This window comes from Kribbella sp. NPDC050124 (genome assembly GCF_044460355.1).
GTDB lineage: Bacteria > Actinomycetota > Actinomycetes > Propionibacteriales > Kribbellaceae > Kribbella.
This window is the reverse complement of the sequence record NZ_JBITJU010000006.1, coordinates 18,637-41,858: the sequence shown is the minus strand read 5'-3', so window position 1 is coordinate 41,858 and position 23,222 is coordinate 18,637. Positions and strand designations below refer to the sequence as shown.

Sequence of the window (23,222 nt, the reverse complement as noted above, 5' to 3'; positions counted from 1 at the left end):
TCTGAGTGCCAGGGGTCGACGCTGAGAGAGGGTGGTGCGCGTGCTGGACGAACGCAAGCTCGATGTTCTCCGCGCCATCGTCGAGGACTACGTGGCGACCCACGAGCCGGTCGGCTCGAAAACGTTGGTGGACCGGCACAACCTCGGAGTGTCGCCGGCCACCGTGCGTAACGACATGGCTGCGCTGGAGGAGGAGGGGTACATCACCCAGCCGCACACCAGCGCCGGCCGGATCCCGACCGACGCTGGCTACCGGCTGTTCGTGGACAAGCTGAGCACGGTCAAGACGCTGTCCGTGGCGGAGAAGAAGGCGATCACCTCCTTCCTGGCCGGTGCGGTCGATCTGGACGACGTCGTCCGCCGGACCGTGCGGCTGCTCGCCCAGATCACCCGCCAGGTCGCGATCGTGCAGTACCCGTCGCTGAACCGGTCGAGCGTCCGGCACATCGAGGTCGTCACGATGACCCCGCGCCGGCTGCTGCTCGTGCTGATCACCAGCACCGGCCGGGTCGAGCAACGGATCGTCGAGCACCCGAACGACGTCGACGAGCAACTGATCGCGGACCTGCGGTACCGGCTCAACACAGTCCTCGCCGGGCAACGGCTGACGGAGGCGACCACGTCGCTGGCCGCCGTACCGGAGCTGTTCGCTCCGGGGGACCGGCACCTGGTCGCGTCGATCGTCACCACGCTGCTGGAGGCGTTCACCGACGAGGTCGGCGAGCAGCGGATCGCGGTCGGCGGCGCCGCCAACCTGACCCGGTACGGCGACGACTTCGAGCGCAACGTGAAGCCGGTGCTGGAGGCGCTGGAGGAGCACGTCATCCTGCTCAAGCTGCTCGGTGAGGCGACCAACCCGCAGACCCTGACGGTCCGCATCGGGCACGAGAACCCGTTCGAGGAACTGGCCACCACTTCGGTGGTCGCGACCGCGTACGGGTCCAAGTCGGAGGCGCTGGCCACGCTCGGCATCGTCGGCCCGACCCATATGGACTATCCGAGCACGATGGGCGCAGTCCGGGCCGTCGCGCGCTACGTCAGCCAGATCCTGGCCGACTCCTAACGAATTCAACCCCCTGGTCTGGAGTATGAGCACCGATTACTACGCCGTCCTGGGTGTCAGCCGCGATGCGACACCGGACGAGATCAAGAAGGCGTACCGCAAGCTGGCCCGCCAGTACCACCCGGACGTGAACGACTCCGAGGACGCGCACCACAAGTTCCAGGAGATCGGCCGCGCCTTCCAGGTGCTGAGCGACCCGCAGAAGCGGCAGATGCACGATCTCGGTGGTGACCCGTTCGCGGCCGCCGGCGCGGGCGGCGGGCCCGGCGGGTTCGGCCAGGCCTTCACGTTCACCGACATCATGGACGCCTTCTTCGGCCAGACCGGCGGGGCGACCCGCGGGCCGCGGCCGCGGACCCGGCGCGGCCAGGACGCGCTGATCCCGCTGCGGATCGACCTGGGCGAGGCCGCGTTCGGCACCACCCGGGAGCTGAAGGTGGACACCGCCGTACTGTGCCCGACCTGTTCGGGGTCCGGCGCGGCGGCCGGGTCCGAGCCGGTCACCTGCGACATCTGCCACGGTCGCGGCGAGGTCACCCACACCCAGCGGTCGTTCCTCGGTGAGGTGCGGACGATGCGGCCGTGCCCGAACTGCCGCGGCTTCGGCACGATCATCCCGAACCCGTGCGTCGAGTGCTCCGGCGACGGCCGGGTCCGGTCCCGGCGGACCGTCACCGTGAAGATCCCGGGCGGCGTCGACACCGGCACCCGGGTGCAGCTGTCCGGCCAGGGCGAGGTCGGCCCCGGCGGCGGCCCGGCAGGCGACCTGTACGTCGAGATCGAGGTCGAGCCGCACGACATCTTCACCCGTAACGGCGACGACCTGCACTGCACGGTCACGCTGCCGATGACGGCGGCAGCGCTCGGCACGACGATCGACTTGCCGACGCTGGAGGGCGAGACGACCCCGCTGGAGATCCGCCCGGGCACCCAGTCCGGTACGGCGATGACGCTGACGGCTCGCGGTGTCCCGCGGTTGCGGCACGCCGGTCGTGGTGACCTGATCGTCCAGGTCGTGGTCGAGACCCCGACCAAGCTCGACGACTCGCAGGCCGACCTGCTCCGGCAGTTGGCCGGCATCCGCGGCGAGGAGCGCCCCCAGGGCCAGGTCCAAGCCACCCACAAGAGCGTCTTCGGCCGCCTCCGTGACGCCTTCGGCGCCCACTAGGAGATGGGCGTCGCGGTCTTCTTCTGCAAGGACCTGTCCGGTGCCGAGCTGACACTGGATGGTGCGGAAGGTCGGCATGCTGCCGTCGTACGGCGGATCGCGCCGGGGGAGCGGATCCGGCTGACCGACGGGCGTGGGGCGTGGGCTGAGGGTGTGGTCACGGATGCCTCGAAGTCGGGGGTGACGGTTGCCGTTGACAACCGTGGGGCTGTGCCGGCGAGTCGGCCGCGGTTGGTCGTCGTACAGGCGCTGCCCAAGGGGGAGCGGGCCGAGCTGGCGGTGGAGATGCTGACCGAGGTCGGCGTGGACGTGATCGTGCCGTGGAACGCGGAGCGGAGTCAGTTCCGCAGCAACCCGGAGCGGTCCGCGAAGACGCTGGCCAAGTGGCGGGCGTGGGCCTTCGAGGCGAGCAAGCAGTCCCGGCGAGCGTGGTTCGCCGAGGTGGCTCCGATCGCGACCACCGCCGAGGTCGCCCGACTGATCGCAGCCGCCGCGCTGCCCGTCGTACTGCACGAGGAGGCCAAGATCCCACTCGCCTCGCTCCACGTCCCCACCGACGGCGACATCGTCATCGTGATCGGCCCCGAAGGCGGCATCTCGCCGTCCGAGCTGGCGACCTTCGCCGCCGACCCGATCCGCCTCGGCGACACCGTCCTCCGTACGTCGACCGCCGGCGTCGCCGCCGCGTCCGCCCTACTCGCCCGCTCGCGCTGGACCTGACGACGCCCTAGCGCCGTCGCGATTCCCGCGCCGGACCTGAGGCGCTACTTGACATAGATCGTCTTGGAGTCGGTGTCTGTCATGGCGCCGGTGTCGGCGGAGAGCAGGTAGGCCTCGATGCGCCACTCGCCGGGCGTGAGTTTGAGCGGGATGGCGAAGGGCGAGAAGGTCTGGCCCTCCTTGGTGTTGACGTAGTGCGCCTGCGTCGCGCGGGTCTTCAGGTTGGTGGCTCGCCAGTTGACCGTGGCCTCGTAGGCGGCCGCGATCCCGGTGACCGTGACCGGGCTCTTGGTGACCTGGCCGTCGGCGAGGTTGTCGATCCACACCAGCGCCTGGACCTTGCTCTGCTGGGCGCGGCTGATCGGCCGGCTGGTGTCGACGTGACCGAAGAGCGGGCCGCCGGGCCGGCCCTGCTGGGTGATCCGGATCGGGACAGTGTCGTCGCCCAGCGCGCCTTGGACCGTGTAGACGAGTTGCTGGGTCGCGACGTTGGCCGCGGCTCCGTCCAGCTTCGTCTGCGGGAACTGCTTGAAGTCGACCGTGACGATCCCGTTGGCCCGGGTCACGGAGCTCACCAGGGCGCCGCGCCAGGGGGAGTAGTAGTCCGGGTCGCCGGCATCCTTCGACGTCATCATCCGGACCGCCTCGAGCGTGGGCTGCCGGTCGGCGACCCTGATCCAGGTGCGGTACAGCCGGACTGTCGGCTCGGCACTGGTCGAGCCGACCTTCTCACCGAGCCAGTACACCGGTACGGCGTCCGACGTCGTCGGCTCCGCCGTACCCCGGAAGGTCGGCGGGGTCTTCTTCTCGGGTGCGGTGGTCGGCGCGCTCGGCAGCGTGCTCGGGGTCGGGACCGGGCTCTCGGGTGCGACCGTCGGGCCTGGTGTCATCGGGCCGGTCGCGCTCGTCGCCGTACCGGGGCCGGCGACCTGGTCGTTGTCCGCGGTGGTGGCGCCGTCGTCGAGGACGGTGAAGGCGCCGATCGCCGCGGCGGTGCCGATCGCGGCCGCGCCGGCGGTCAGCACCCATGGCCGCCGGGTGGCCGGGCGGCGCTGGTTGCGGACCCGGGCCTGGATCTCGGGCAGGGCGTCGGACGGCTCGATCCGGTCGGCCTCGTCGGCCAGCGCCCGCCGCATCAGGTCGTCGAACGAGTCGTTGGTCTGGTCGTTCATGGCTTCTGCTCCAGGAGCTGGCGGAGCGACTTGCTCGCCCGCGCGGCGTGGCTCTTCACCGAGCCCCGGCTGATCCCCATCGCGTCGGCGATCTCCGCCTCGGACAGGTCTCCGTAGTACCTCAGCACCATCACGGTGCGTTGTTTCTCCGGCAGGGTGCGCATCGCGTCGATCACCCGGTCGGTCTCGATGGTTCGCAGTACGGCGTGCTCGGCGCTCGGCTCGTCCGGGAGCGAGCGGGGCGTGTGCTTGTCCACCACCACCAGGTGGCGCTGGCGGGAGCGGCAGCGGTTTACCACCGTGGTGCGAAGGTAGGCGAGCGCCTTGTGCGGGTCGCGCAGCCGGTTCCAGCGGCCGTGCATCGCGACGAACGCGTCCTGCACGATCTCCTCCGCCGTACCGGTGTCACGCAGCAACAAGGCGCCGAGGCGGACCAGCGACGTGTAGTGCGCCGTGTAGACAGCCGTCAGCGCCTCGTCGGCATCCCACGAGGACTCATGTGTCACGCCCTCTTCGTACACCACCGCCGGTTGCGCCACGAAAAGACGACGCAAAGACCCTGTCCCAGGTTGACAACGGCGCGCAAGAAGATCACGGCTCGGGCGTGTTCCGGGGAATTACAAGTGAGGGTGTCGGACGGGCGGGCTAGCATGGGTGGGGTCATATCACCGGCATCAGGAGGAAGAGCCTGTCCAGGCCACGCAGTATCGAACCGGAGGCGCGCGCGAACGGCGCTGCCACCGCCACGCAGGCGTCGCACAAGATCGTCGTGCCGAACAGCATCGACATGGTGGCCCTGCTCGGAGCCCGGGACGAGTTCCTCCGCATCGTCGAGAAGGAGTTCGCCGCCGACATCCTGGTCCGCGGCAACGAGATCACGCTCACCGGTGAGCCCGCCGAGCTGGCGCTGGCCGAACGGCTGATCGACGAGCTGATCGCGGTGGTGCGGACCGGCCACGGGCTGACCGCGGACTCGGTCGAGCGCAGCATCGCGATGATCAAGGCGGCCACCGCCGAGAGCCCGCGCGACGTGCTCACCCAGAACATCCTGTCCAGCCGCGGCCGCACCATCCGGCCCAAGACGCTGAACCAGAAGCGGTACGTCGACGCCATCGACAAGAACACCATCGTGTTCGGGATCGGCCCGGCCGGCACCGGCAAGACCTACCTGGCAGTGGCCAAGGCGGTCCAGGCGCTGCAGGCCAAGGAGGTCAACCGGATCATCCTGACCCGGCCAGCCGTCGAGGCCGGCGAGCGGCTCGGGTTCCTGCCCGGCACCCTGTCGGAGAAGATCGACCCGTACCTGCGGCCGCTGTACGACGCCCTGCACGACATGCTGGACCCGGAGTCGATCCCGCGGCTGATGACGGCCGGCACGATCGAGATCGCGCCGCTGGCCTACATGCGCGGCCGGACCCTGAACGACGCCTACATCATCCTGGACGAGGCGCAGAACACCTCGCCGGAGCAGATGAAGATGTTCCTCACCCGGCTCGGCTTCGGCTCCAAGATGGTGGTCACCGGCGACGTCACCCAGGTCGATCTGCCGACCGGGACGAACTCGGGCCTGCGGGTGGTCCAGGAGATCCTCGACGGCGTCCAGGACCTGACCTTCTGCCGGCTGACCTCGCACGACGTCGTCCGGCACAAGCTGGTCGGCCGGATCGTCTCGGCGTACGAGAACTACGAAGGCCCTGACGGCAAGAGATGAACGTCGAGGTCAACAACGAGTCCGGGGTCGAGATCGACGCGAACGGACTGATGCGGCTCAGCCGGTTCGTGATGTCGTCGCTGCGGCTGCACCCGGAGTGTGAGCTGTCGATCAAGCTGGTCGACGAGGACACCATGGCGCGCTATCACGTCGAGTTCCTGGATCTGCCGGGTCCGACCGACGTGATGTCGTGGCCGATGGACGAGCTGCGGCCCGGCGCCGAGGACGATGGCGAGCCGCCGCTCGGCCACCTCGGCGACATCGCGCTGTGCCCGACCGTCGCGGCCGCGCAGGGCGCCAAGGCCGGTCACGGCACCTGGGCCGAGCTGGAGCTGCTGACGGTGCACGGCATCCTGCACCTGCTCGGGTACGACCACGCCGAACCCGCCGAGAAGGCGGAGATGTGGGACGTCCAGGGCCGCCTTCTGGAAGCATGGCGAGCCCCCGGCAACCGGCTGGAGGGCGCCTGATGGCGCCCCACGGACAGGAGTGACGTTGCGGTGACCTCCCACGACCTCGTTCTGCTGGTTGTGGCTGCGGTGCTCGTCCTGCTCGCCGGTCTGTTCGCCGGCGCCGAGGCGGCACTGTCGTCGTACTCGAAGGTGCGGGCGAACGAGCAGGTCGAGCAGGGCAACCTGCGCGCGGTCCGGCTGCGCGACCTGCTCTCGGACGCGCCGCGCTACCTGAACTCGCTGCTGCTGGTCCGGCTGATGTGTGAGATCACCGCGATCGTGCTGGTCACCCAGGCGCTGTCGGAGGTGTTCCCGGTCACCTGGGAGCACATCCTGATCACCGCGGTGGTGATGGTGCTGGTGTCGTACGTGATCATCGGGGTCGCGCCGCGCACGCTGGGCCGGCAGCACTCGGACCGGTTCGCGATCATCTCGGCCGGTCCGGTGATGGCGCTGACCCGGGTGCTCGGGCCGCTGCCGAAGTTCCTGATCATGATCGGCAACGCGCTGACCCCGGGCAAGGGGTTCGCCGAGGGCCCGTTCGCCACCGAGGCCGAGCTGCGGGCGCTGGTCGACTACGCCGAGAAGTCGGCGGTGATCGAGTCCGGCGAGCGGCAGATGATCCACTCGGTGTTCGAGCTCGGAGACACCATCGTCCGCGAGGTGATGGTGCCGCGGACCGACATGGTCTACATCGAGAAGCACAAGAAGCTGCGCCAGCTCACCTCGCTGGCGCTGCGCTCGGGCTACTCGCGGATCCCGGTGATCGGGGAGTCGCTGGACGACATCCTCGGCGTCGTCTACCTCAAGGACGTGATGCGCCGGGTGTACGACAACGCGCAGGCCGAGTCGACCGAGCGGGTCGAGTCGGTGATGCGGCCGTGCATGTACATCCCGGACTCCAAGCCGATCGACGAGCTGCTGCGCGAGATGCAGGCGGCCCGGATGCACGTCGCGATCGTCGTCGACGAGTACGGCGGAACCGCCGGCCTGGTCACCATCGAGGACATCCTGGAGGAGATCGTCGGCGAGATCACCGACGAGTACGACGAGGTGCCCGACTCGGTGCAGGAGCTGTCCGACGGCGCCTACCGGGTGTCGAGCCGGCTGCCGATCGATGAGTTGGGCGAGCTGTTCGGGGTCCCGCTGGACGACGACGACGTCGACACCGTCGGCGGCCTGATGGCGAAGCTGCTCGGCAAGGTGCCGATCCCTGGTGCCGAGGTGGAGATCGCCGGCCTGTCCCTGACCGCGGAGCGCCCGTCCGGCCGCCGCAACCAGGTCGGTACTGTGCTGGTACGGCGGGAGGAGACCGCCAACCCGTCACCCGACCAGAACCACCAGCACGCCTGATCGCCCGCAGCACCCCCGGATCCCCATCCATCCCGCCAGCTGTCGCAGTTCGAGTTCTTTGGAGTTTTTCTTGTCAGACCTGTCCGCCGAGGACGCCAAACTCGTCACCCTCGCCCGCGCGGCCCGCGCCCGGACCCGGGCCGCCGAGGGCGCCGCCGTACGGGACACCGACGGCCGGACGTACTCCGCCTGTACGGTCGCGCTCGACACCGTCGAGCTGACCGCGCTGCAGTTGGCGGTCGCGATGGCGCTGTCCTCGGGGGTGAAGGGCCTGGAGGCCGCCGCGGTGGTGACCGAGTCGGGGTCGGTCGACGTCAACGTCGTCCGGCACTTCGCCGGCGCCGCCATTCCCGTAGTCGTTGCCAATGGCACCGGAGAGGTCCGCGATGTCGTCCACACCTGAGCCCTTCAAGTCCGGGTTCGCCTGCTTCGTCGGCCGTCCCAACGCGGGCAAGTCCACCCTCACCAACGCCCTGGTGGGCAAGAAGATCGTCATCACCTCGTCGAAACCGCAGACCACGCGGCACGCGGTCCGCGGGATCGTGCACCGGCCGGACGCCCAGCTGGTGCTGGTCGACACGCCCGGTCTGCACAAGCCGCGGACGCTGCTCGGGGAGCGGCTGAACGACCTGGTCAAGACCACCTGGGCCGAGGTCGACGTGATCGCGGTGTGCCTGCCGGCCAGCGACAAGATCGGCCCGGGTGACCGGTTCCTGGCCGGTGAGGCGGCCAAGGTCGCGAAGACGCCGAAGGTCGCGCTGGCCACCAAGGCCGACCTGGTCGAACCGGACCGGATGGTCGGGCACCTGGCCGAGATCCAGGCGCTCGGGGAGTCGGTCGGGATCGAGTGGGCCGCGATCGTGCCGGTCTCGGCGACGTCCGGGTACCAGGTCGACGTGGTCGCTGACGAGCTGGTGAAGCTGCTGCCGGAGGGCTTCGCGCTCTACCCGGACGGCGACATCACCGACGAGCCCGAGGAGACGCTGGTCGCCGAGCTGATCCGCGAGGCGGCGCTGGAGGGGGTGCGTGACGAACTGCCGCACTCGATCGCGGTCACCATCGACGAGATGGGCCTGCGCGAGGGGCGTCCGGAGGACAAGCCGCTGCTCGACGTGTACGCGAACATCTTCCTCGAGCGGGACAGCCAGAAGGGCATTGTGATCGGCCACAAGGGCGCCCGCCTGCGTGAGGTCGGCGCGGCCGCCCGGCGCCAGATCGAGGCGCTGCTCGGGACGCCGGTCTACCTCGACCTGCACGTCAAGATCGCCAAGAACTGGCAGACCGACGCGAAGCACCTCCGCAAGCTGGGCTTCTGAGTGACCCTGCAGAACCCGGTGTACGCCGCCCTGACCGGCCCGCACACCACCTTCGCCGAGATCCGTGGCAACGCCCGCTGCTATCCCAAGCCCGTCGCGCCGTTCCTGGGTCTCCCGGACGACCCGACACCTCAGGACTGGTCGGATGCCGCCGCCCTCCTCGGCGCCGGCACCACCGCCGCCATGATGCGCCCGGACCTCCCGATCCCGGAGAGCTTCAAGCTCGACCGCCAGTTCGACCTGGTCCAGTTCGTCGCCCCGCCGACCCTGGCAGCGGTCGACGACGAGGCGGTCCTGCTCACGCTGGACGACGTACCCGAGATGCTCGCCCTCGTGGCGCTCACCGATCCAGGGCCGTTCCGGGCACGCACGATCGAGCTCGGCACCTACCTCGGGATCCGCCGGGGTGGTGAGCTGATCGCGATGGCCGGCACCCGGTTCGCGCTACCGGAGTACACCGAGATCAGCGCGGTCTGCACGCATCCGTCGTACCGCGGGGAAGGCCTGGCCACGCGGCTGATCCGCGCGGTGGCTGCCCACATCGAGTCGACGGGCAGCCACCCCTTCCTGCACACCGGCGGCACCAACACCACCGCCATCCACCTCTACGAGTCCCTCGGCTTCACCCTCTCCAACCGCATGAAGGTCACCGTCGTCGAGGCCGTATGAACGAGCTGCAGTCTCTTGGCAAGCTGCTGGAACGCGACCGAATGTTCACCGAGCGCCTCACCCGAGAGACAGCAGGACTCCACCTCACCGGCCTCGCGGTCGACGCCGACACTAAGGAGGACGGACAGGCCGACCGGGTAACCGATCTGCTCGGCCTCGGACACCACCGCTGACGCCTGCACAGTCCGGGATTGCGCACGGTCGCAGCCATTGCCGGTTGCGTTTATTGCGCCTGTTGCGGATAATTCGATTATCGATCGAGGAGGTGCCTGGTGGTCCGGCCGAACCTTGCCGCAGCTCACCCAGATCCGGCAGAGGTCCGCACAGCAGACGTCGCGCTGCGTCACGTGCGAAACTATCTGGCCCATCACAGGGAGGCTCGCGATGTCCGTGTCTTGGTGGACGAGGACCCGACCCAAGAAGCGCTCGTGGTGCCCCGCAGTGCGGTTGAGTTGCTGGCCCGGATCCTTGCGCACATGGCTGCCGGGCAGGGAGTCTCCGTCGTACCTGCCGACGCCGAGCTGACCACGCAGCAGGCGGCAGATCTGCTGAACGTGTCGCGCCCGTTCCTGATCGGCCTGTTGGACGCCGGAGAGATCGAGTACCGGAAGGTCGGCAAGCACCGACGGATTCGGGCTGACTCCCTGCTCGACTACAAGCGCACGGACGATCAGCGCCGCCGCGAAGCAGCCGACGAGTTGACTGCACTCGGCCAGGAGATGGGCCTGCAGTAGCTGTGGCTTTCCGAGTGATCTACGACGCGAACGTTCCACGCGTAGTTGATCGTCACCGACAATCTGAAGGACTTTCCCGATGACGCTCTGGCCGGCTGGAACGTCGAAGCACGGAGCCCGGACGAGTTTCTGCACGATCTCATCGACCTCGACCGGCAAGCCGTGTACGGAGCTGTCCAGAGGATCGCCGACTCGATGCGGAATCCCCCAGGCACGGTTGACGACGTACTGGCCTCACTCGAGCGGGAAGGGCTCGTCGAGACCGTGGCAGCTCTGAGGCATTGACGGTTTTGTTGCGTCCGTCGTATGCCCCGACTCGGTCTAAAGCGCCTTCTGGAAGTCCGGGATTCGGGTGATGATGCGGTAGTTGAGGGCCTCGTTGATGGCGATCATGTGGTCGTTGGACTCGGCGTTCCAGGTGTCGAGCTGGGTGAGGGTGGGCTCCTGTTCGCGCATCCACAGCAGCATGGCCGACTTGACCAGCGCGCCGAGGCGATGGCCGCGGTGGGCACGGGCGACGGCTGTGTCGTTCTGCTCGGCGATGTGCGGGCGTTCGCGCTCGACCGTGATCGTGGTGTGGCCGGCCAGCTCGCCGGTCGCCTTCTCCCGGGCGATCACCCGGTAGAGGGTCCGGTCGCTCTTCAGCTGCGCCTGCTCGTAGGCCCGCAACCGCTCCGGGCTGTAGACGTCGTCCTCGATGTCGAGGTCGTCCTTCGGCGCGTCGTTGATCGACTCGGTCACCGCGACCATGCCCTCGAGCAGCTCGTCCGGCAGCTCACCGGTGATCTTCACCAGCTCGTACGCCGAGGAGGCGGGCACCGAGTCGTCGTACAGCTTCTGGACGACGGCCCAGTCCAGCCCGACGATGTCCTGGCGCCGGTTCACCTCCATCGACTTGCGCTCGAACCCGTGCCGGCGGGCGAACGCGTCCGCCTTCGGCAGGTCGAACGTGCTCATCCCGATCGAGTCCCGGCCCAGCTCGGCGGCCAGCCGCTCGGCGTACGCGACCAGCTCCGACCCGATGCCGCGACCGCGATGGTCGGGATGGACCTGGATGTCGGTCCACACCAGGTTCGTGTTGTCGTACGTCGGCATCTGGGTCTCGAGGATGCCGACCGCCGTGCCGTCCTCGTCCCGGGCCAGGAAAGCCTGGCCCGGGTTGAGGTCCCAGCCGTACCGCAGTCCGTTCGCGTAGCCGCGCGGTGTCGGCAGCAGCACTTCCGGACAGTCCACCTTGGCGCCGGCGCTCAGCACCGCCACTGCGTCGGCGCACCCGACCTCGTCGTCGGGAAGCAGTCTCGTGATCTCCACGACCACAGCTTCCACACCGGCGCCGTTTACCGCGAGTGATTTTTCGCGGTGGGGAAGTCACCGCACGTGCCAGGCCTGGTCGATTCGCTGCACGATCCGGTTGCCCGCCCGGTCCGTCGACGTCACCCGGAGCGTGGCGTCGGTCCCGGCGGTCGCCGCCGGCAGCTTGGCGCCGACCGTGCCATGACCCCGGTACACCAACGACAGCGGCTGCCAGGTCTTGCCGTCGTACGACACCTCTGCGGTCGTCTGGAAGCGACCCGGTCCGTTGGCGCCCGGCTGGTACCCAGGCGTCAGCTCGAGCCAGGCACCACCAGCGGCCGGTACGGCGTTGTCGCTGCCCGCCTGCAGTGCGTACTTCAGCTGGACCAACGGCAGCACCGTCTTCGACTTCGCCGTACCGGACCTGAACGACCATTGCGTGCTCGTGCTGGTCGACGTGTCCGCCCAGGTGCCCGGTGTGCGCGAGACATCCAGGCTGAGCTCGTACGACGCCGTGCCCGGAGCCACCGGGAAGTCGGCGACGGACCAGTTCTTCCGCCCGACCTCGACGCCGTTACGACGCAGTACCAGCATGGTCTGCTCGCGCCAGTCGTCACTCCAGCCGTACGTGCTCAGGTCACCGCTCACGTACTGCGGGATGGTCATCCGGATCGCATCCTCGTACCGCGCGACCGCGAAGCCGTCCACCGCGGGAACTGCCGGGCGGCTGATGGCCCGCCACCACTGCTGGGTCGCGTGCTCACCCCTCCGGTAGGTGCGGGGGAGGCTGTACTCCTGCCCGGTCGCGTTCTCGAACCCACCGATCCCGGCCGCTGTCGCCGGCCGGGACCACGAACAGCACACCCTTCGACTTCGACAGCCTGTCGATGGTCTGGCTGAGCGGGTCGGTGCCGTCGGACGGGATCGAGCTGCTCAGGCCGAGGGTGATGACGCGGGCGCCCTGCTCGACCGCCCACTCGATGCCGGCGATGGCTTCGGACTCCGTGCCGCTGCCGGTGTTGTTGGCCGTCCTGGATCGACTCACCGGGGAAGAAGCTGGCCTCGGCGACGACCTGGTTCGCCAGGTCGGGATGGCCGGCGTCGTACCCCGTGCTGAGTACGGCGACTTTCACGCCGCTGCCGTCGTACTGGCTGCCCTTGGCCTGCGCTGCCTTCGCTTGGGCACCTGTTGGGGTCGTGGTCGCGGCGCGGGTCCGGGCGTCGAGCCACAGCTTGCCGGGCGACCGCTTGGCGGCGAACGACTTCCAGAACCCGCGCGCCTGGGACTTGTCGGCGTCCGCGTTGATGACCGGCAGGCGCTTGGTGTGCGCGTCGTCGTAGCCCTGGGCAACGAGTTGGCTCAGGTTGAAGAGCCGCGGGTCGACCGTCCCGGACTGGACGTGCCGGTAGGCCGCCGCCGGTACGACGGTCAGCTCGCCGCCGTGCTCGCTGGTGAAGTAGCCGGCGTTGCCGAGCAGCCTGGCGGAGTGCCGTCCGTCCGGCTGGGTGGTGTACTCGGCGACGTCGCCGGTGACCAGCGTGATGCGGTGGGTCTGGGCGTTCTTCCCGGCGCGGCGCTGAGACGTGATCGGGGCACGATGTGTAACCTTCCGAGGCCCTGACGGGCGCAGGACACTCGGTGCAAAACCCTGACAGTTGCCTCCGGCCCGTTCCATGGCGCGGCCTGACCAACACCCGTCATGACCGGATCCGGTCAACAGACAAGATCCTGCCATTCTCGACGGATATCCGGCATCCGTGCAGAGATCTTGACCGGTTCCAGACCGGGGAGAAGACTGCGAAGCGTGGACGTCGACGGCGATCTCCACCAGTCGTTGCGCAGCGTTGCGCTACGGGTCACCCGGCCGCGGGTGGCCGTACTCGCCGCTGTGCACGCGCACCCGCACGCCGACACCGACGCGATCATCCGGGCCGCCCGGGAGGATCTTCCGGACGTGTCCCACCAGGCGGTGTACGACGTACTGCGTGCCCTCACCGACGTCGGCCTGGTACGGCGGATCCAGCCGGCCGGATCGGTGGCGCGCTACGAGGCCCGGGTGGGCGACAACCACCACCACCTGGTCTGCCGGTCGTGCGGCGCCGTCGTCGACGTGGACTGCGCGGTCGGTCATGCGCCGTGCCTGACCGCGTCCGACGACCACGACTACCTGATCGACGAGGCCGAGGTCGTCTACTGGGGCCTGTGCCCCTCCTGTGCCGCCCCCGATTCCTGACCTGAGCACCGAAAGGCTGAGCATGTCCGACACGTCCGGTGTAACCCACCACGGCAGCGAGAGCGAGAATCCGGTCATCGACGCCCCGACTCCGCGGGCGACCCGGCCGAGGACGAACCAGGACTGGTGGCCGAACCAGCTGGATCTGTCCATCCTGCATCCGCACGCGACCAAGTCGAACCCGATGGAGGACGGTTTCGACTACGCCGCGGAGTTCGGGAAACTCGACGTCGACGCCCTGAAGGCCGACATCGTCGAGGTGATGCGGACGTCGCAGGACTGGTGGCCGGCCGACTTCGGCCACTACGGACCACTGTTCATCCGGATGAGCTGGCACGCGGCCGGCACCTACCGGATCGAGGACGGCCGCGGCGGAGGTGGCGACGGGTCCCAGCGGTTCGCGCCGCTGAACAGCTGGCCCGACAACGCCAACCTCGACAAGGCCCGCCGGCTGCTGTGGCCGGTGAAGCAGAAGTACGGCCGGAAGATCTCGTGGGCCGACCTGCTGGTGCTGGCCGGCAACGTGGCCCTGGACGACATGGGCTTCCGCACGTTCGGGTTCGGGTTCGGCCGCGAAGACATCTGGGAGCCGGAGGAGATCTACTGGGGCCCGGAGGACACCTGGCTCGGCGACGAGCGCTACAGCGGTGACCGCGAACTGCACGGCGCGCTCGGCGCCGTCCAGATGGGCCTGATCTACGTCAATCCCGAGGGGCCCAACGGCAACCCGGACCCGCTCGCCGCGGCCCGCGACATCCGCGAGACGTTCCGCCGGATGGCGATGAACGACGAGGAGACGGTCGCGCTGATCGCCGGCGGCCACTCGTTCGGCAAGACGCACGGCGCCGGTCCGGCCGAGCAGGTCGGTCCCGAGCCCGAGGCCGCGCCGCTCGAGGCGCAGGGCCTCGGCTGGCACAGCGACTACGGCACCGGCAAGGGCAAGGACACCATCACCAGCGGGCTCGAGGTGACCTGGACGAGTACGCCGACCCAGTTCGGGAACGGCTTCTTCGAGAACCTCTTCGGCTACGAGTACGAGCTCACCAAGAGCCCGGCCGGAGCCCACCAGTGGGTCGCCAAGGACGCCGAGGAGAACGTGCCGGACGCGCACGTGCCGGACCTCAAGCACCGCCCGACGATGCTCACGACCGACTTGGCCCTGCGCCTCGACCCGGTCTACGGGCCGATCTCGCGGCGCTTCTACGAGAACCCGGACGAGTTCGCGCTGGCCTTCGCCAAGGCCTGGTACAAGCTGCTGCACCGCGACATGGGCCCGGTCTCGCGCTTCCTCGGCCCGTGGATCCCGGAGCCGCAGCTCTGGCAGGACCCGGTCCCGGCAGTCGACCACGAGCTGATCGGCGACGAGGACGTGGCCGCGCTCAAGGAGCGGATCCTCGCGTCCGGTCTGTCGGTCGCGCAGTTGGCGTCCACCGCCTGGGCGGCCGCGACCAGCTTCCGCGGCACCGACAAACGCGGTGGTGCGAACGGCGGCCGGATCCGGCTCGAGCCGCAGCGCAGCTGGGAGGTCAACGAGCCGGCCGAGCTGTCGAAGGTGCTGCAGACCCTGGAGCAGATCCAGCAGGAGTTCGGGAAACCGGTGTCGCTGGCCGACCTGATCGTGCTCGCCGGTGGCGTTGCGGTGGAGCAGGCGGCGCGGACCGCGGGTCACGAGATCACCGTCCCGTTCCATCCGGGCCGCACCGACGCTTCGCAGGAACAGACCGACGTCGAGTCGTTCGCCGTACTCGAGCCGCGGGCGGACGGGTTCCGCAACTACCTCCGGGCGGGGGAGAAGCTATCACCCGAGACGCTGCTGCTCGACCGCGCGTACATGCTGACCCTGACTGCTCCGGAGCTGACCGTCCTGGTCGGTGGCCTGCGCGCGATGGGGATCGGTCGTGGGCAGCACGGATTCTTCACCGACCGGCCCGGCGCGCTGACCAACGACTTCTTCCGGAACTTGCTCGCTCCCGGGGCGGAGTGGAGGACTTCGGAGTCGGAGGAGAACGTCTTCGAGATCCGCGACGGCGCGACGGGCGAAACCAAGTGGACGGCGACTCCGGTCGACCTGGTCTTCGGCGCCAACTCGCAACTCCGGTCCCTGTCGGAGGTCTACGCGAGCGCGGACGCGGAGGACAAGTTCCTGGCCGACTTCGTCGCCGCCTGGGTCAAGGTGATGGAGCTGGACCGCTTCGACCTCAAGGGGTAGGCATTCCGTAGGCGTGGTCGATGGTCATCGAGAAGACCAAGCGCTTGTCGGTGACCATCGCCCGGCGGTACTCGTCCCAGTCCGGGTGCTCGCCGGAGGCGGTTCGGTAGTAGTCCACGAGGTCCTCGACCACGTCGTCGTACGGGTCCGCGGCGACCGGGCTGAGCTCGGCCTTTCCTTCGAGGACGACGTACGAGCGGCCGCCGGGACCGTCGACGTACAGGCTGGCGCGCGGGTCGCGGCGCAGGTTCTTCGTCTTGGCCCGGCCGTCGGTGAGCGACACCCGGATCCGCTCGCCGTCGAAGACATACGTGACGTTCGACAGTTGCGGCCTGCCGTCGCGCTTCAGCGTGACCAGCACACCGAGGCCGTGGGTGCCGATCCGGTCCGCGAGATTTCGAGTCATGGCGTAAAGCTTAAGAATTCAAGCACGCTTGAAGGCAACTCGACCTGTGGGTTGGCTGAAGAAAGCCGGCCGAAGCTGGTCCGGGTGCGTGCGGCCGGAAACGATCGAGGGCATGAGCGAGATCAGCGAGCGGGCCGCGGTGCGGCGGCTGAACGATCGGCTCGGGTTCGGGCCGGCGCCCGGTGAGCTGAGCGCCGGGTACGACGAGACCGTGCGGCGGCTGCTGGGACCGGGACCGGATGCGGCTGCCAACGCGTTCGCGCCACCGACCGGGCTCGAGCCACCGGCCAAGGCTGCATCGAAGTCGAACGGCTTGTCGAAGGAGGAGCGGAAGGCGGCGGCGCGGCAGCGGGTGGGGCAGGAGCGGAAGCTGGACGTCTGGTGGCTCGACCGGATGGTGGCGAGCCGGACGGCGTCGGAGCGACTGACCTGGTTGTGGCACGGGCACTTCGCGACCAGCAACCAGAAGGTCCGCAACGCCGCCTGGATGCTGGCCCAGAACCAGACCCAGCGGACGCACGCGCTCGGCCGGTTCGGTGATCTGGCGCAGGCGATGGTCGTGGACACCGCGATGATCCGCTGGCTCGACGGCCAGCGGAACCGGCGCGGGACGCCGAACGAGAACCTGGCCCGCGAGTTCCTCGAGCTCTTCACCCTCGGCATCGGCCACTACACCGAGAAGGACGTGGCCGAGGGAGCGCGCTGCCTGACCGGCTGGGTGCTCAGGCCGAAGGCGACACTGCAGCGGCGGCGCTTCGACGCCGGCGCCAAGACGTTGTTCGGTACGACGGGAAACTTCGATGCCAAGGGGTTCGCCGTACTGGCCTTGAGTCAGCCGGCGTCGGCAGGGTTCGTGATCGGGCGGCTGTGGTTCCGGCTGGTGTCGGCGACGCCGCCGGACGCGGTGACGGTCGAGCGGCTGACGAAAGCCTACGGTCCGTCGCGCGACGTGCGGTCGTTGCTGATGGCAATGGTTGCGGAGGCCGCGTTTCGGGATGCGGAGTCGGCGTTGGTGAAGCAGCCGGTGGAGTGGGCGGTCGGTCTGATGCGGGCGTTGCGCATCCAGCCGGGGAAGCTGGCCGAGAAGGAGCAGACGAAGCTGCTGGCCGGGCTTCGCGGTATGGGGCAGTTGCCGTTCCGGCCGCCGAGTGTTGGCGGCTGGCCGTCCGGTGCGAGCTGGTTGACGACGTCGGCAGGTCTTACCCGGCTGCAACTCGCGCAGCATCTGGTGAAGCAGGCCGAGTTGCCCGCCCCGTCTGTGGACAAGGTGGGCGAGTTGCTCGGCGTTGATGGTTGGTCCGCCCGGACGAAGGCGGCGCTGGCCGGTGTGAAGGATCCCGCGCAGCTGACGGCTGTCGCCGCCTGCGCACCCGAGTACGTGGTCAGCGGATAAGGAGGACCGATGGACAACCTGACCAGACGGCGATTTCTGACCCTGAGCGGCGTCACTGCTGCCGGAGCGCTGGCCGCAGGGGCGACCCAGGTGAACTGGTCCGATCTGATGGCCGCAGCGGTCGACGATCCGTTGCCGAGTGACCAGTCCGTGTTGGTAGTGATCACGCTGTACGGCGGCAATGACGGACTCAACACGGTTGTGCCTGCGGGCGATCCGGCGTACCAGAAGGCACGACCGGAACTCGCGTACGAGCCGGACGAGGTGCTCGACCTGGGCGACGGACTCGGGCTCAACCCGGGGATGAGCGGGCTCAAGGGGCTGTGGGACGACAAGCGGCTCGCGATCGTGCGCGGTGTCGGCTACCCGGAGCCCGACCGCAGCCACTTCCGGTCGATGGCGATCTGGCAGACGGCGGCGCCGAAGTCGCCGGTGCCGTCCGGGTGGCTCGGGCGGTGGCTGGACGCGACCGGTGCCGACCCGCTGCGAGCCGTCTCAGTCGAGCCGACGCTGCCGCCTTTGCTGGCTGGGGAGACGACTGCGGCTGCGTCGCTGCCGTTGCGTGGCTTGGCTCTGCCGAAGGGTGCGGTCGGTACGGCGTACGCCGCGCTGGGCGAGCCCAGTCCGGGGGAGGGGCGCTGGCAGGCGCGGGCTGCGAAGGCGGTGCAGGACCTGCAAGAGGCGACTCGGGTGCTGGGTCAGGCAGTCCGCACCGGGCACGAGCAAGAGGAAGAGGAGGACGAGCAACGCACGCAGGGCGCTTCCGCCGGCGGCATGTCCCAGCTAGGCGCGCAACTCGACCTGATCGCCGGCCTGATCGAGGCCGGCGTACCCACCCGCGCCTACTCGGCTTCCTTGGGCGGCTTCGACACCCACGCCGATGAACGCGGCACCCAGCAACGCCTCCTGACCGAGCTGGACAAGGCCCTGACCCCCTTCGCCCAACGCCTCCGCAAGTCCGACCGCGGTCGCAACGCCGTCGTCCTCGTCTACTCCGAATTCGGCCGCCGAGTCCAAGCCAACGGCAGCGACGGCACCGACCACGGCACCGCCGGCCCCGTCTTCCTCCTCGGCGACAAAGTCACGGGCGGCTTCTACGGCGACCAACCCAGCCTCACCGACCTGTCCAACGGCGACCTGAAAGCCTCAACCGACTTCCGGGACGTCTACGCCACCGTCCTCCGAGACGTCCTCGGTGCCGAGCCGGGCAAGGTGCTGGCCGGCCACCAGACGACCATCGACGGACTGTTGCGGGCGTGACATGTACGAGAGAACAGGATGTAGTGCCCGGCATCGGGCCCCGACGGGTTGCCGTGAGCGTGGCCGTGCTCGGTGGCGTCGGACACCTCCTGTCCTCAGGTACGCATCGGGAGGTGGAGGCGGAAGGCGGCGCCGCGCCTGCCGTCCGGCCGATCGGTGACCGTGAGCTCCCCGCCGTGCGCCCGGGCGACGCCGCGGGCGATCGACAGGCCCAGGCCGGCCCCCTTGCTCTGCGGGCCGTGAACCAGGCGGTGGAAAATCCGCTCCCGCAACTCCGCCGGAACACCCGGGCCGTCGTCTGCCACGACCAGGCCGGTCGGGCCGACCTCGATCCGCACGGTTCGGGCGCCCACCTGGCGGGAGTTGTCCAGGAGGTTGGCCAGGACTTGGGCCAGGCGTTCGGGGTCTGCGGTGACCGTGGCGGAGCCGGTGACGTTGACGGTGAGGTCGGGGGCGACCAGGCGGAGGCGGGATGCTTGGGTGTCGGCCAGGTGACGGAGGTCGACCTGGGCGAGGTGGAGTTGGAGGCCGGCGTCGATTCGGCTGAGCTCGAGGAGATCCGCGACCAGGGTTCCGGCTCGGCGGGATTCGCGGACCAGGAGGAGCTCGAGCTCCTCGCGGCGGGAAGCCGGAGCATCCGGGCCTAGTTGGATCAGCGTCTCGGCCGCGGTCTGCAGGCCGGCGACCGGCGTCCGCAGCTCATGTGCGGCGTCCGCGACGAACTCGCGCATCCGGTCCTCCGACCGGCGGGCCGTCCGTTCCGCGCCCTCCAACGCGTCCAGCATCTCGTCGAAGGCGGCCGCCGTACGCCCAAGCTCGGTGTCAGCCCGTTCCGGCTGCAACCGCCCACCACGCCGACCCGCGGCGATCGACCGAGCGAGACCGGTCATCGCATCCAGCGGCGCGAGGGCGAACCGCATGCCGATCACGAGCGCGAGCGCAGTGATCAGAATCGCCGCAGCCCCAGACACCAACAGCACATTGAGCAACCGCGCACTCGCATCCGCCAGCAACGCAGTGTCCGCCGACAACAGCAACGTCGCACCACGGGTCCGCTGCCCGGCCTGCAACGTCGCCCGCACCTGGCGCACCGTCCCACCCGGATCCACCGGCGGCGCACCAAGCTGCTGCCCCGACCGCAAGATCAACGTGACCCGGACCCCGTCCGCGTCGATCCGCCGAACCAAGTTGCCTGGCGCAACGTTCTGCCGCGCGAGCTGCTGCGCCAGCTGAGCCCGCCCGGTCAGCAACGAGTCCAGGCTGCGCTCAGCCTGCGCATCAAACACAGCCTTCACCGTCAACCCAGTCACCGGCAGCACCACCAGCAGTACGGCGATCGCCGTCAACGTGACCCGCACGCGCAGGGACGCCGTACGCAGCGGCCTCATGTGGGCGGCCGCAGGACGTAGCCCGAGCCCCGGACCGTGTGCAGCAACCGTGGACCGTGTGCCTCCAGCTTCCGGCGCAAGGCGCTCACGTGGACCTCGACCAGGTTGGCCGCGTAATCGTCGTACCCCCAGACCGCCGTCAGCAGCTGGGTCTTGCCGACGACCTTGCCGCTGCGCCCGGCGAGAAACGCGAGCAGCTTGTACTCCGTCGCCGTCAGCTCGATCGCCTCCCCAGCACGCCGCACAGCTCCCGCCTCGACGTCGACCGACAGGTCGCCAACCTCCAGCACAGTCCGGAGCCGACCCATCCGCCGGAGCAGCGCCTCCACGCGCGCGATCAGTTCGGCCAGCACGAACGGCTTCACCACATAGTCGTCGGCGCCGGTCCGCAAACCGTGCAAGCGGTCCTCGACACCGTCACGCGCGGTCAGCAGGATCACCCCGGCGTTGGACGTCTCCCGGGTGACGGTCAGCAGCTCGAACCCGTCCCGCCCGGGCAGCATCACGTCGAGCAGCACGAGGTCCGGCCGGAACTCGGCCAGCTCCCGCTCGAACCCGTCGCCATCCGCCCGGGTCCGGACCGTGTGACCGGCCTCGGTCAGCGCGATCCCGACGCCGGTCCGGATCGGTTCCGCGTCCTCGATCACCAGCACCCGCGCCGCCATCCGGCCATCCTCGCACTGCCCGGGGCCCGGTCCGCAGCGGCTCCGCAGGGTTCTTCAGCACATCTTCAGCCGGGCCCCCGTCACTCTGCGTGTCTCGCCCGGCGGACCCCGGGTTCGACGGGCCAGGGGGTTTGTGCTTAGACTCACTGGCATCATGCGGCACCAGCTTCTCCTCCTTCGCTGCCGCGGCGAGGCCTGACAAGGCCGGTTCCCTCGCCGCGGAGTCTTGACGTACGCCGGTCGTCCTCACGACCCCGCAGTACACCTCCCGAGGAGAACCCCCGTGGCACCGAAGAATCAGCCCAAGCCCGTCCAGCAGCCGTCCGGGATGCCGATCCAGCGCTACCGCGCGTTTCCCCCGATCGACCTGCCGGACCGCACCTGGCCCACGAAGTCGGTCGACAAGACCCCGCGCTGGCTGTCCACCGACCTCCGTGACGGCAACCAGGCCCTGGTCGAGCCGATGTCGCCGGCCCGCAAGCGGCGGATGTTCGACCTGCTGGTGAAGATGGGCTACAAGGAGATCGAGGTCGGTTTCCCGAGCGCCAGCCAGTACGACTTCGACTTCGTCCGCAGCCTGATCGAAGAGGACGTCATCCCCGACGACGTCACCATCTCGGTGCTGACCCAGGCCCGCGACGAGCTGATCGAGCGCACCGTGCAGTCGCTGCAGGGCTCGCCGAAGGCGACCATCCACCTCTACAACGCGACCGCGCCGCTGTTCCGCCGGGTCGTCTTCAACGTCGACAAGGCCGAGTGCCTGAACATCGCGGTCCGCGGCACCGAGACGGTGATGAAGTACGCCGACGACATGCTGGGCGACTGTGAGTTCGGGTACCAGTACAGTCCGGAGATCTTCACCGGGACCGAGCTGGAGTTCGCGCTCGAGGTGTGCGAGGCGGTCAGCGACCAGTGGCAGCCGGCCGAGGGCCGCGAGATCATCCTGAACCTGCCGGCCACGGTCGAGATGTCGACGCCGAACGTGTACGCCGACCAGATCGAGTGGTTCGCCCGCAACCTGACCCGGCGCGAGCACAGCACGATCAGCCTGCACCCGCACAACGACCGCGGCACCGCGGTGGCCGCGACCGAGCTTGCGCTGATGGCCGGCGCCGACCGGGTCGAGGGCTGCCTGTTCGGCCACGGCGAGCGCACCGGCAACGTCGACCTGGTCACGCTCGGGATGAACCTGTTCAGCCAGGGCATCGACCCGCAGATCGACTTCGCCGACATCGACGAGATCCGCCGTACGGTCGAGTACTGCACCCAGATGCGGGTGCCCGAGCGGCAGCCGTACGCCGGTGACCTGGTCTACACCGCCTTCTCCGGATCCCACCAGGACGCGATCAAGAAGGGCCTGGAGGCGCTCGACAAGCAGGCCGCGGCCGAGGGCCGGCACGTCTCGGAGATCGCCTGGGAGGCGCCGTACCTGCCGATCGACCCGAAGGACGTCGGCCGGTCGTACGAGGCGGTCATCCGGGTGAACTCGCAGTCCGGCAAGGGCGGCGTCGCCTACATCATGAAGTCGGAGCACCGGCTCGACCTGCCGCGCCGGCTGCAGATCGAGTTCAGCCGGGTGATCCAGCAGCACACCGACTCCGAGGGCGGCGAGGTGAACCCGCAGCACATGTGGGACATCTTCGCGGCCGAGTACCTGGCGCCGGGCAAGCTGTCGCTGCTCACGGTCAACTCGTCGTCCGGCGAGGGCCAGGGCGACCAGCTCCGCGTGCAGGTGTACTCGAACGGCGTGCCGCACGAGCTGGTCGGCGAGGGCAACGGCCCGGTCTCGGCGTTCGTGGACGCGATCAAGCCGCTCAAGTACGACGTCCGGGTGCTGGACTACCACGAGCACGCGCTGTCGGCCGGCGGTGACGCACTGGCCGCGGCGTACGTCGAGTGCGAGGTCGGCGACGAGGTCTACTGGGGCGTCGGCCGCGACGCCAACATCCTCACCGCGTCGCTGAAGGCGGTCGTCTCCGCAATCAACCGCGCAACTCGCTGATCGGGTAGCGGTTG

General features: G+C 69.2%; 27 protein-coding genes. 19 read left to right on the top strand and 8 right to left on the bottom strand.

From position 1 onward, the window contains the following. Positions 1–40: 40 nt before the first annotated feature. The 3 genes from hrcA to ACIBL3_RS16575 are packed head-to-tail and all read left to right on the top strand — an operon-like array spanning position 41 to position 2,951. Positions 41–1,063 carry a heat-inducible transcriptional repressor HrcA gene (gene hrcA, locus ACIBL3_RS16585; RefSeq protein WP_396354247.1) on the top strand — a complete coding sequence of 341 codons (1,023 nt, stop codon included), beginning with the start codon at positions 41–43 and terminating at the stop codon, positions 1,061–1,063. Between the two features lie 25 nt (positions 1,064–1,088). Further along, positions 1,089–2,231, top strand: a complete 1,143-nt coding sequence (dnaJ, locus tag ACIBL3_RS16580) for a molecular chaperone DnaJ (protein ID WP_396354246.1) — start codon at positions 1,089–1,091, stop codon at positions 2,229–2,231. A 3-nt stretch (positions 2,232–2,234) separates the two neighbouring features. Further along, the gene (locus ACIBL3_RS16575; RefSeq protein WP_396354245.1) at positions 2,235–2,951 is read left to right on the top strand and encodes a 16S rRNA (uracil(1498)-N(3))-methyltransferase; all 717 of its coding nucleotides are present in this window, start codon (positions 2,235–2,237) and stop codon (positions 2,949–2,951) included. A 44-nt stretch (positions 2,952–2,995) separates the two neighbouring features. Here ACIBL3_RS16575 and ACIBL3_RS16570 read toward each other — a convergent pair whose 3' ends face one another. Further along, positions 2,996–4,123, bottom strand: a complete 1,128-nt coding sequence (locus ACIBL3_RS16570; RefSeq protein ID WP_396354244.1) for a Gmad2 immunoglobulin-like domain-containing protein — start codon at positions 4,121–4,123, stop codon at positions 2,996–2,998. Continuing rightward, positions 4,120–4,629, bottom strand: coding sequence for a SigE family RNA polymerase sigma factor (locus tag ACIBL3_RS16565; protein WP_396354243.1), 510 nt, complete (start codon positions 4,627–4,629; stop codon positions 4,120–4,122). The genes ACIBL3_RS16570 and ACIBL3_RS16565 overlap by 4 nt, the downstream gene beginning before the upstream one ends. 281 nt (positions 4,630–4,910) lie before the next feature. Here ACIBL3_RS16565 and ACIBL3_RS16560 point away from each other — a divergent pair, with 281 nt between their 5' ends. The 9 genes from ACIBL3_RS16560 to ACIBL3_RS16520 all read left to right on the top strand — a co-directional run bounded on the left by ACIBL3_RS16560 (position 4,911) and on the right by ACIBL3_RS16520 (position 10,643). Beyond that, positions 4,911–5,834, top strand: a complete 924-nt coding sequence (locus ACIBL3_RS16560) for a PhoH family protein (RefSeq protein ID WP_396354537.1) — start codon at positions 4,911–4,913, stop codon at positions 5,832–5,834. Further along, entirely contained in the window at positions 5,831–6,304 is a 474-nt protein-coding gene (ybeY, locus tag ACIBL3_RS16555) for an rRNA maturation RNase YbeY (RefSeq protein ID WP_396354242.1), read from the top strand. Before ACIBL3_RS16560 ends, ybeY begins: the two co-directional genes overlap by 4 nt. Positions 6,305–6,334: 30 nt before the next feature. Next, positions 6,335–7,639, top strand: coding sequence for a hemolysin family protein (locus ACIBL3_RS16550; RefSeq protein WP_396354241.1), 1,305 nt, complete (start codon positions 6,335–6,337; stop codon positions 7,637–7,639). Positions 7,640–7,709: 70 nt separating this feature from the next. Then, entirely contained in the window at positions 7,710–8,042 is a 333-nt protein-coding gene (locus ACIBL3_RS16545) for a cytidine deaminase (RefSeq protein WP_396354240.1), read from the top strand. After that, positions 8,026–8,955: a GTPase Era gene (gene era / locus ACIBL3_RS16540; RefSeq protein ID WP_396354239.1), complete on the top strand. Its 930-nt coding sequence runs from the start codon at positions 8,026–8,028 to the stop codon at positions 8,953–8,955. Before ACIBL3_RS16545 ends, era begins: the two co-directional genes overlap by 17 nt. Next, complete coding sequence (locus ACIBL3_RS16535; protein WP_396354238.1) at positions 8,956–9,624, top strand: GNAT family N-acetyltransferase; 669 nt, start codon at positions 8,956–8,958, stop codon at positions 9,622–9,624. Beyond that, complete coding sequence (locus ACIBL3_RS16530; protein WP_396354237.1) at positions 9,621–9,797, top strand: hypothetical protein; 177 nt, start codon at positions 9,621–9,623, stop codon at positions 9,795–9,797. The genes ACIBL3_RS16535 and ACIBL3_RS16530 overlap by 4 nt, the downstream gene beginning before the upstream one ends. A 255-nt stretch (positions 9,798–10,052) precedes the next feature. Continuing rightward, positions 10,053–10,358, top strand: a complete 306-nt coding sequence (locus tag ACIBL3_RS16525; protein WP_396354236.1) for a helix-turn-helix domain-containing protein — start codon at positions 10,053–10,055, stop codon at positions 10,356–10,358. A 45-nt stretch (positions 10,359–10,403) separates the two neighbouring features. Beyond that, on the top strand, positions 10,404–10,643 hold the full coding sequence (locus ACIBL3_RS16520; protein WP_396354235.1) for a hypothetical protein: 240 nt from the start codon (positions 10,404–10,406) through the stop codon (positions 10,641–10,643). A gap of 36 nt (positions 10,644–10,679) precedes the next feature. Here the strand turns inward: ACIBL3_RS16520 and ACIBL3_RS16515 are convergent, their stop codons facing one another. Genes ACIBL3_RS16515 through ACIBL3_RS16505 form a run of 3 tightly spaced genes read right to left on the bottom strand, consistent with a single transcriptional unit; the run spans position 10,680 to position 12,696 of the window. Next, positions 10,680–11,669 (bottom strand): GNAT family N-acetyltransferase, encoded by a 990-nt coding sequence (locus ACIBL3_RS16515; RefSeq protein WP_396354234.1) that lies wholly within the window; start codon positions 11,667–11,669, stop codon positions 10,680–10,682. A gap of 57 nt (positions 11,670–11,726) precedes the next feature. Beyond that, the gene (locus ACIBL3_RS16510) at positions 11,727–12,359 is read right to left on the bottom strand and encodes a hypothetical protein (RefSeq protein WP_396354233.1); all 633 of its coding nucleotides are present in this window, start codon (positions 12,357–12,359) and stop codon (positions 11,727–11,729) included. A gap of 52 nt (positions 12,360–12,411) precedes the next feature. Continuing rightward, positions 12,412–12,696, bottom strand: coding sequence for a S8 family serine peptidase (locus ACIBL3_RS16505; RefSeq protein ID WP_396354232.1), 285 nt, complete (start codon positions 12,694–12,696; stop codon positions 12,412–12,414). Positions 12,697–12,761: 65 nt separating this feature from the next. Here ACIBL3_RS16505 and ACIBL3_RS16500 point away from each other — a divergent pair, with 65 nt between their 5' ends. The 4 genes from ACIBL3_RS16500 to katG all read left to right on the top strand — a co-directional run bounded on the left by ACIBL3_RS16500 (position 12,762) and on the right by katG (position 16,094). Further along, entirely contained in the window at positions 12,762–12,992 is a 231-nt protein-coding gene (locus ACIBL3_RS16500) for a hypothetical protein (protein ID WP_396354231.1), read from the top strand. Next, positions 12,977–13,273: a hypothetical protein gene (locus ACIBL3_RS16495; RefSeq protein WP_396354230.1), complete on the top strand. Its 297-nt coding sequence runs from the start codon at positions 12,977–12,979 to the stop codon at positions 13,271–13,273. The genes ACIBL3_RS16500 and ACIBL3_RS16495 overlap by 16 nt, the downstream gene beginning before the upstream one ends. Positions 13,274–13,456: 183 nt before the next feature. Beyond that, on the top strand, positions 13,457–13,885 hold the full coding sequence (locus tag ACIBL3_RS16490) for a Fur family transcriptional regulator (protein WP_396354229.1): 429 nt from the start codon (positions 13,457–13,459) through the stop codon (positions 13,883–13,885). Between the two features lie 22 nt (positions 13,886–13,907). Continuing rightward, positions 13,908–16,094: a catalase/peroxidase HPI gene (katG, locus tag ACIBL3_RS16485; RefSeq protein WP_396354228.1), complete on the top strand. Its 2,187-nt coding sequence runs from the start codon at positions 13,908–13,910 to the stop codon at positions 16,092–16,094. Here katG and ACIBL3_RS16480 read toward each other — a convergent pair. Then, complete coding sequence (locus tag ACIBL3_RS16480; RefSeq protein WP_396354227.1) at positions 16,084–16,500, bottom strand: PPOX class F420-dependent oxidoreductase; 417 nt, start codon at positions 16,498–16,500, stop codon at positions 16,084–16,086. The genes katG and ACIBL3_RS16480 overlap by 11 nt on opposite strands. A gap of 112 nt (positions 16,501–16,612) precedes the next feature. Between ACIBL3_RS16480 and ACIBL3_RS16475 the strand changes: the two genes are divergently transcribed. Beyond that, positions 16,613–17,893 carry a DUF1800 family protein gene (locus ACIBL3_RS16475; RefSeq protein WP_396354226.1) on the top strand — a complete coding sequence of 427 codons (1,281 nt, stop codon included), beginning with the start codon at positions 16,613–16,615 and terminating at the stop codon, positions 17,891–17,893. Between the two features lie 9 nt (positions 17,894–17,902). Next, complete coding sequence (locus ACIBL3_RS16470; protein WP_396354225.1) at positions 17,903–19,153, top strand: DUF1501 domain-containing protein; 1,251 nt, start codon at positions 17,903–17,905, stop codon at positions 19,151–19,153. A 95-nt stretch (positions 19,154–19,248) separates the two neighbouring features. Here ACIBL3_RS16470 and ACIBL3_RS16465 read toward each other — a convergent pair whose 3' ends face one another. Continuing rightward, complete coding sequence (locus ACIBL3_RS16465; RefSeq protein ID WP_396354224.1) at positions 19,249–20,541, bottom strand: ATP-binding protein; 1,293 nt, start codon at positions 20,539–20,541, stop codon at positions 19,249–19,251. Next, on the bottom strand, positions 20,538–21,206 hold the full coding sequence (locus tag ACIBL3_RS16460) for a response regulator transcription factor (RefSeq protein WP_396354223.1): 669 nt from the start codon (positions 21,204–21,206) through the stop codon (positions 20,538–20,540). Before ACIBL3_RS16460 ends, ACIBL3_RS16465 begins: the two co-directional genes overlap by 4 nt. Positions 21,207–21,534: 328 nt before the next feature. On the opposite strand from ACIBL3_RS16460, the gene leuA reads away from it, so the two are divergent. After that, positions 21,535–23,208: a 2-isopropylmalate synthase gene (gene leuA, locus ACIBL3_RS16455; protein WP_396354536.1), complete on the top strand. Its 1,674-nt coding sequence runs from the start codon at positions 21,535–21,537 to the stop codon at positions 23,206–23,208. Positions 23,209–23,222: the final 14 nt, after the last annotated feature.